Annotated in this window: 8 protein-coding genes; 7 read left to right on the forward strand and 1 reads right to left on the reverse strand. The window is 25.6% G+C overall.

Annotated elements, in window-relative coordinates; all coding sequences use genetic code 11:
- Nucleotides 1-309 precede the first annotated feature (309 nt).
- The 5 genes from BUA62_RS10665 to BUA62_RS10685 all read left to right on the forward strand — a co-directional run bounded on the left by BUA62_RS10665 (nucleotide 310) and on the right by BUA62_RS10685 (nucleotide 5,426).
- Nucleotides 310-1,002 carry a glycoside hydrolase family 1 protein gene (locus BUA62_RS10665; RefSeq protein WP_072866033.1) on the forward strand — a complete coding sequence of 231 codons (693 nt, stop codon included), beginning with the start codon at nucleotides 310-312 and terminating at the stop codon, nucleotides 1,000-1,002.
- Between the two features lies 1 nt (nucleotide 1,003).
- Nucleotides 1,004-2,464, forward strand: coding sequence for a beta-galactosidase BgaS (gene bgaS, locus BUA62_RS10670; RefSeq protein ID WP_072866034.1), 1,461 nt, complete (start codon nucleotides 1,004-1,006; stop codon nucleotides 2,462-2,464).
- Nucleotides 2,465-2,500: 36 nt separating this feature from the next.
- Complete coding sequence (locus BUA62_RS10675) at nucleotides 2,501-3,490, forward strand: LacI family DNA-binding transcriptional regulator (RefSeq protein WP_072866035.1); 990 nt, start codon at nucleotides 2,501-2,503, stop codon at nucleotides 3,488-3,490.
- 319 nt (nucleotides 3,491-3,809) lie between these two features.
- On the forward strand, nucleotides 3,810-4,247 hold the full coding sequence (locus BUA62_RS10680) for a GatB/YqeY domain-containing protein (RefSeq protein ID WP_072866036.1): 438 nt from the start codon (nucleotides 3,810-3,812) through the stop codon (nucleotides 4,245-4,247).
- Nucleotides 4,248-4,250: 3 nt separating this feature from the next.
- A complete protein-coding gene (locus BUA62_RS10685) occupies nucleotides 4,251-5,426 on the forward strand; it encodes a TolB family protein (protein WP_072866037.1) in 1,176 nt (391 codons plus the stop codon).
- 4 nt (nucleotides 5,427-5,430) lie between these two features.
- Here BUA62_RS10685 and BUA62_RS10690 read toward each other — a convergent pair whose 3' ends face one another.
- Nucleotides 5,431-5,886, reverse strand: coding sequence for a chemotaxis protein CheW (locus tag BUA62_RS10690; protein ID WP_084670800.1), 456 nt, complete (start codon nucleotides 5,884-5,886; stop codon nucleotides 5,431-5,433).
- 203 nt (nucleotides 5,887-6,089) lie between these two features.
- On the opposite strand from BUA62_RS10690, the gene BUA62_RS10695 reads away from it, so the two are divergent.
- Entirely contained in the window at nucleotides 6,090-8,240 is a 2,151-nt protein-coding gene (locus tag BUA62_RS10695; protein WP_072866038.1) for a methyl-accepting chemotaxis protein, read from the forward strand.
- Nucleotides 8,241-8,430: 190 nt separating this feature from the next.
- Nucleotides 8,431-8,683 (forward strand): hypothetical protein (locus BUA62_RS10700; protein WP_143148378.1); only part of this gene is annotated, 253 nt, incomplete at its 3' end.

Below are 8,683 nucleotides of genomic sequence, written 5' to 3' on the forward strand. Positions count from 1 at the left end.
ATTTGCTATTACCCTTTGTTTGTTTTTACCGTTCTCTCTATAATTTTCAACAATTCTCAAATATTCTGTTCCTTTATTATTTTTAACAATTCTTAAAAACATAAAAATCACCTCTTGATTTCATAATGTCACTGTATATTATACCACAAAAACACTATGAAATCAAGAAAATTACACTATTGTTAAAATATTTTGTGTCACCACACGATTTTTTTTAATCCTATTTTTCCATACTTTTATCGTCTCAAACCCGCATTCTACCGTTCTATTTTCCTTAAATTTCCCAGATTGCTGTCAAAGTTAGGAGATTTGGTAAAAGATGGAAAAATAGGAATTACAAATGTTGTTTCTAAAATCGAACCTATTTCAAACAAAGAAAAAGATATTTTTGCAGCTAAAATAGCAGATCAATTTATAAACGGATGGTATCATGATCCAATAATATTTGGAAAATATCCAGAAGAACTATTTGAAATTTTAGAAAATATAAATATTAACATACCAATTACAGATTTAGACTTAATATCTCAAAAAATAGATTTCTTTGGCGTAAATTATTATACCAGGCAATTAATTGCATATGATGAAAAAAATCCAATGAGATTTAAACATATTGAAGGAACTTTAAAGAAAACAGAAATGGGTTGGGAAATTTATCCAAAAGGATTATATGATATGTTAATAAAATTAAATAAAAAATATAATATACCTTTGTACATAACTGAAAACGGAATGGCTGGTCCAGACAAATTGGAAAATGGAAAAGTTCATGATGAATATAGAATAAAATATTTAAAAGAACATTTTGAAAAATCTTTAGATGCAATTAAATACGGAGTCGATTTAAGAGGATATTTTATCTGGAGTTTTATGGACAATTTCGAATGGGCACTTGGATATTCGAAAAGATTTGGAATTGTATATGTTAATTATGATAATCAAAAGAGATATCTAAAAGATAGTGCTGAATGGTATAAACTTTTTTTGAAAGAAGGGAAATAATATGATTAAATTTAATACAGAATTTTTATTTGGCATTTCAATGTCCGGATTTCAATTTGAAATGGGCGGAGAAAATATTGACAGCAAAACCGATTGGTTTAAATGGGTTCATGATAAAAGGATAATAAATAGTGGATTAGTTAGTGGAGATTACCCTGAAAATGGTGCAAATTTTTGGGAGAAATATTTTGAAGATATAGAATATATGAAACGTTTAGGATTAAATATTGTAAGAATAGGTATTGAATGGTCAAGAATATTTCCAGAGTCCACAAAAGATATAAAAATAAAATACACACAAAAAAACGAAGATATTATATATGTTGAAATTACTGAAAAGGATTTGGAAAAATTAAAATCTAGAGCTGATTTGAATAGTTTAGTCCGTTATAAAAATATTATAAAAAGTTTAAAAAACGCAAATATAAAAGTCATAGTAGATCTGAATCATTTTTCTTTACCTTTATGGTTACATGATCCAATAAATGTAAATTTAAATCAAAATGGACCTTTCGGATGGGTTGATAAAGAGATCATCCTTGAATTTTCTAAATACGGTGCTTTTTTAGCATATCAACTTGATGAATTTGTGGATTATTGGTCTACAATAAACGAACCTCAAATAGTTGCATCATTGGGCTATTTACAACCAAAATCAGGATTTCCTCCATCTCTAATTAACGAGAAATACTATAAATTAGCTCAAAAACATCAAGCTGAAGCTCATTGTAGAGTTTATGATGTTATGAAAAAATTTACAAATAAGCCTATTGGTTTTATATATTCTTTTACATGGATAGATCCAGAAACTCAAGATGATATAGAAATTGTTGAAAAAGCTAAATATTTTAATAATTACCATTTTACTGATATGATATTAAAAGGAGAAATGGACTTTAATTTAGACAATAATATTATTTATAGAAATGATATGAAAGGGAAAACAGACTTTTTAGGAATTAATTATTACACTAGAACCGTCGTAAAGAAGTTCAATAATTCATGGAAGGTAGTTGAAGGATATGGATATTCTTGCAATAATAAAATTTCAAAAGCAAAAAAACCAGTTACTGATATGGGGTGGGAAATTTATCCTGAAGGAATTAAAAAAGTCATTTTAGAAATTAAGGAAAGATATAATAATCCTAAAATGTTTATAACTGAAAATGGTATCGCAAGCAATGGGGAACTTCAACCATATTTTATAGTATCACATTTAACAAAAATAAATGAATCCATAAAATTAGGTGCAAACGTAAATGGATACATGTATTGGTCAATAATTGATAATTATGAATGGTCTCAAGGGTTTTCTAAAAGATTTGGTCTAATTCATGTAGATTATAAAAATAAAAAAAGAACATTTAAACCAGCATTCTTTGTATATGCAGATATTATAAAAAACAAAGGAATACCTGATTACTTAGAAAATTATATCTATTATCCATTTAACTTATATTAAATAGTTTTAATCAAAAAAATCAAGGAGGTAGTTGATATGGCAACTTTAAGAGAAATATCAAAAAAAATAGGAATATCAATTGCTACAATTTCACGAGTTATTAATGGTTATGATAATGTATCAGATGAGACGAGAAAAAAAGTTTTAAAAGCTTTGAAAGAATTCCATTATCAACTACCTCAAGTTGCAAAAAAAAGATTACATTATTTGGTTGGAATATTAGTTCCTGATTTAAGAGGAAATCATTATAATATAATATCTGAAGGAATAGAAGAAGAATTGACAAAACATGGATATGATAGTTTTGTAACTTCTACTTATCAGTTATTAAATAAAGAAATTGAAATTTTGGAACAATTTTTTTCAAGAAGAGTTGACGGGATTATAATATGTACTACACGAAATGATGATGAACATATAGAAAGACTTATCAGATCCGCTATTCCTGTTGTAGCAGTTGATAGAATGGATAGCAGTATTAAAGTAGATACTATTGGTATAGATAACTATCAATCTGCTTATATGGGAGTTAAATATTTATATAATAAAGGTCATAGAAATATATTATTTATCCAAGGAAATAAAGATGTTTATTCATCTAAACTCAGAAAAAAAGCAGTTTTAGATTTTTCTAAAAAATTTAAAATAAAAGTTACTATATTAAAGGGAAATTTTGAATTTGAAGGTGGATATTTTCCGGTAAAAAAATATCTTGAAAATAATGATAAAGATTTTACTGCGATTTTTTTCTCAAATGACCAAATGGCTTTAGGAGGTATGAAAGCTATTTATGAGTTAGGATATTCTATTCCCGAGGATATTTCTATATTAGGATTTGATGATGATTCTTACTCAAAATATTTATTTCCACCATTAACTACAATAAAACAACCTAGAAATGAAATGGGGAAAATTGCAGCACAACTTATAATTGAAAGAATAACAGGAAAAGGAAGTAAAGTGAAAAGAAAAATTTTATTACCAACAGAAATTATTGAAAGGTGTACCGTAAAAAACATATTATAAAAATTGTATTATTTTTTCTTCAAACCTTAATGTTCATATGGTATAATAAAAAAAATTAAAATCAAGTCAAACAACAAATAAAAAAGAAAGATTCTAACTCTGGACACATGACTCTCGTTCTATATAAGAGATTAAGCTTATTCACCGGATAGAAATTCATCTCATATACCAAAGTTAATCAAACTTTGTTAGGCACTAAAGTGTGAGGAGTGATAGAATTACTATAGTTATATAATAACTTAGAGTTAGAATCGTTTTTTTAAAATAATTTATCTATTTTATTATATTTTTATAAACATTATACACGGGGAGTGAGATTATGGATTTAAAATCTAAATTAAATGATGATATGAAAAAATTCATGAAAGAAAAAAACTCAAAAGCTTTAAACGCTATAAAAATACTTAAAACAGAAATAAAAAAAGTTGAAGTGGAAAAACAAAAAGAATTAAACGACGAAGAAATTTTAACTATAATAAGAAAACAAATAAAAATGAGAAGAGACTCTATTGAACAATATAGTAATGCCGGAAGAATTGATTTAGTTGAAGAAGAGAAATACGAATTAGAGATTTTACAACAATATCTCCCACCAGAATTAAGCGACGAAGAAATTGAAAGTTTAATAAAAAAGGTTATCTCGGAATTGGGTGAAAATGCTAAATTTGGGCAAGTTATGGGTAAAGTTATGAAAGAATTAAAAGGAAAAGCCGATGGAAATAAAGTAAAATCTATTGTAAAAAAAGTATTAGGTTAAAAGATGAAAAAAAAATTATTGTTTTCATTTTTCATAGTTATTATAATTTTTGTTTTTTCCCAAATTAAAATAAATAAAGAAACTGTGATGCTAAAACAAAACTCAAATTCATGGATAATGACACAAATTATCAATGAATTTGAGAATAAGTTGTTTTATTCTTACAATGTTTACAAATATAATAATGAAGATGAAAATAATAATTTAAATTATGATATATTGTTAGAGTTTTCCGAAGATGCTTCTAAAAATAGTATTCGTATTTTAGCCACTTTTGACGGGACAATGTTAGATCTATCTGAAAAAATTAAGGATAATGATAAGTGGATAAAAAGTTTTACTATAAAAACTCTTGAAAAAATTTCTTTTAAAAGACTTATGCACAGCAATAACTGGAATTTCCTTCAAGTAACTTACTGGGATGGTGTGGATGAATATCCGATAATATCTCCAGATGGAAATAAAATATTATTTATTTCAGATAGATATATTGGTAATAGAAATATTTGGGGCTATGATTTCAAATCAAATAAATATATAAACATTTCCCTTAATTTTTCCTCAGAATATTTCCCAAACATTACTGAAGACGGAACATATATTTTTCAAAGTTCATTATATGGAAAATGGGATGTCTTAATGTATAATCCGGAAACAAATGAAATAAAAAGAATTTCGGATGATTCCTATAATGCATATACACCTTATTATTATAATGGGAATATTTATTTTTCTGCCGAAGAAAGAAACGGAGAAAGCTGGACAGAAATATATAAATATGTTATTAAAGAAGATAGAATAGAGAAGATTACATCTTTAAAAAGCACTTTTAAATTTAGACCTACTATTTTTAAAAATGCCGTATTGTTTCAAATGATAAATCCCAAAAATGGGCAAAATGGTATCTATATTTTTAAAGATAATAAAATCAAACCTTTCATATCCTCTGAATTTAATGAAGTTGATCCTATCAGTTTTAAGAATTATATTTTATATTCTAAATTAAAAGATGGATATTACAGAATTACGATGTATAATACAGAAACCAAAGAAGAAATACCTTTGACAACAACTATATACGATGATGCCTTTTATCCTTTCGCATATAACAATTTTATTTTATTCTCACTTTATTATAAAAACGGGGAGCCAGATATCTTCGCTATCCGACTCCCCTGAGGTTTCATTTTATTACTTTTTCTAATTCAATTTTTTCTTCTTTCGATAATATTTTTTCCACATCTATTAAAAATATCATGCTATCATCTGTTTTTATAATTCCACTGATATAGTCAGCCTTTGCTCCCCCAACAGTTGGTGGCTCTTCAACTTGTTCTTGCTTTATATTTATAACCTCTTTAACTTCATCTACCATTAAACCAAATTTTTTATCTTCTATTTTCACTACTAATACTTTTGCTTTATTTTTATCTTCAAATTGGGGATAATTAAATTTTATTCTTAAATTTACAACTGGGAGAACTCCATTTCTAAAATTAACAATACCTTCAATAAAATCTAGCGATTCCGGAACTTTCGTTGTTTTCTGATATTCTATAACAGTATCAACATGATTAATGTCAATTGCAAATTTCTCATCCTCAATTCTAAAACTCACAGCTTTTAATTCAATAGCCATACTTTCCCCTCCTTATGCTTTTATTTATATTATAACATAAATCATTATATTTTTGAACATTTGAAATTTAATAAAAATGCATTCTATGTTTAAAATTTTATAGACTCAGTACTCAAAAAATATTTTACTTTTTTATTTATAACAATTGAAAAAGGAGTAATTATATGATATAATTTTCTGAAACATAAAAAAGGAGTGATTCTATGAAATTAAAAGTTAAATTATTGCTTATTTTTATTCTTTCATTATCTATTCCCTTCATCATTTTAGGATATTTTGCATTAAATAATTCAAAAAACGCATTAGAATTTGAAATTGGATCAAACTTTTCTAATATTATGGACTCTAAAACTTTTGAGTTATCTATGATATTAGATAATTGCAAAGGATCTTTAGAAAACATTACACATTTGCAATATTTACCAATAATGCTTAAATCTATGAACTCATACTTTAAGGATTTTCAAGATATAAAAAATTTAAAAGATGTTTATGTATATCAGAATCCTAATCCTCCTGAAGAAAGATATAAATTATATAACGTAAATGAAGATAATTTAGAAAAATATGGTGATGATGAATTTTCCATAGCTGATTATGACTTACTACACAGAAAATATCATCCAAATCTTGTAAATTATGCTTTATCACAAAAATTAGAGGATATTTATTTACTAAATAAAGATGGGGACATTATCTACACTTTAAAAAAAGGTGATGAATTTACAGAAAATATTGAAAATGATAAACTAAAAAATACTGCATTAGGTACATTATTTAATAAATTAAAAGAACAAACCGATGATAATATTACAATTGAATTTTCAAAAATTGAGTTATATAATAATAAACCAATTTTATTTATAGGAACTCCTTTTGTTTATAGATATGCTAGATATGGTTATATAATAATTTCTATAAATTTTCAAGAAATAGGAACTACTATATTTGAAAAAATAAATAAAGACTCCTCTACAAATATTTATGTTCTAAACTCAAATAATGTTTTAATAACAAAATTAAAAGAAATAAATCCTGGCAAAAAAATTACGCAAATTCCGAAAACTTTAAATACTATAACTGAATACATTAACTTCAAAAATAAAGAAGTTTTAGGAATTGCTTCAGAAATAATTTTGAATAACGAAAAATTAAAGATCATATTAGAAAAAGATAAGAACTTAGCTTACATGCCTATAAACAAATTAAAAAATACTTTAATAACTGTAATTGGAATTACTTTAATATTCGCTATTATTATAACTATTGTTTTCTCAAACAATTTAACAACCCCTATTAAAATAATAGAAAAAAATGCACTTTTAATTTCAGAAGGAGACTTAACACAAAAGATTGCTATTAATAGAAAAGATGAGATAGGATTAATAGCTAATATTTTCAACAAATTAAAAGATACAATTAAAAATATAGCTATTTCTTTCAATAAATATTCAAATATATTAAAAAATGCTGAAGAGAACCTTGACTCTACCTCTGATGAATTAATAAATATTACTAATGAAACATTTAATTCTTTTGAAAAAATTAAAGAAAACCTAGAAGTAGTCGCATCATCCGCTGAAGAAACAACGGCTAATATCCAAGAAATAACTTCTGGAGCTGATATGTTATCCAAATCATCAAATGATTTAAACCAGAAAACGAAAGAAATCTCTTTTAGCGCCTCTGCTGGCAAAACTAATATTCAAAATATGATAAATGATATTACCAATATAGAAAAGTTAGTAGAAAAAAGCAATTCTATGATTTCAAAACTATTTGAAAAAACTAAAACCATAGAAGAAATTGTCGAAAAAATAACCGATATTTCAAAGCAAACTAATTTATTAGCATTAAATGCTGCAATAGAGGCAGCAAGAGCTGGAGAGGCTGGTAAAGGATTCGCTGTTGTTGCTGATGAAATTAGAAAACTTGCTGATGAATCCAGCAAATCTGCTACAGATATTACAGAAAACTTAAATTCTCTTGTTAATGATGCAAGTGAAGCTTTAAATGAAAGTTCAAGCATAACAAAAAATGTAAATCAAATGGTTGAATCTATTAAAGAAATTGGAAATCAAATGGAAAACATTCTTTCAGAAATTGACATAATTTCTGAAATGGTTGAAAATACTTCCAATATTTCTAACCAACAAAAAATTTCAACTGCTGAAATAACAAATGCAATTGAGTCTATTTCCGTATCTATTCAAAATATTACAGAAAAAGTTGAAAATGTTTCAATAATGATGTCTAAACAAAAAACCAAATTAAAGGATTTTGATAATTTAATAGAAGGATTAGAGAAAATGACTAACGAAATGATTGATTTTTCCAAAAGATTTAAGTTTTAGATAACCAGATACCCCCGAGAATCTCTCGGGGGTATTTATTTTAAAGACTAATATAAAAAAAGATAAATATTATGTTATAATAATATTAGGTTAGGACGTCCAATTAGTAAGAAGCAAAAAAGGCACTCCTTGATTCAATGTAGAAACATTGAATTGAGCCAAAAAACAAAAGAAAGGAGTGCCCAATTCAATGTTAGCACAAAAAAGAATAGAAATCAATACATCTTTTGTAAAAAAAGAAATTTTATTTATTTTCAATATTATAGATATATTTTTTAACGAACCGAAATACTCATTTGGTAGAAAAAAAGAATTTTCAGATAAAGCTATTCTTAAAATTCTAATGTTGTTAAAAATGGCTAAAAAATCATATAGAAAAGTTCAAAAATTATTTGATGAACATCCGGAATTTTTAAACTTGATAGGAATAAAAGAAGCTCCTT

This window comes from Marinitoga hydrogenitolerans DSM 16785 (assembly GCF_900129175.1).
In the GTDB taxonomy this organism is placed as follows: Bacteria; Thermotogota; Thermotogae; order Petrotogales; family Petrotogaceae; genus Marinitoga; species Marinitoga hydrogenitolerans.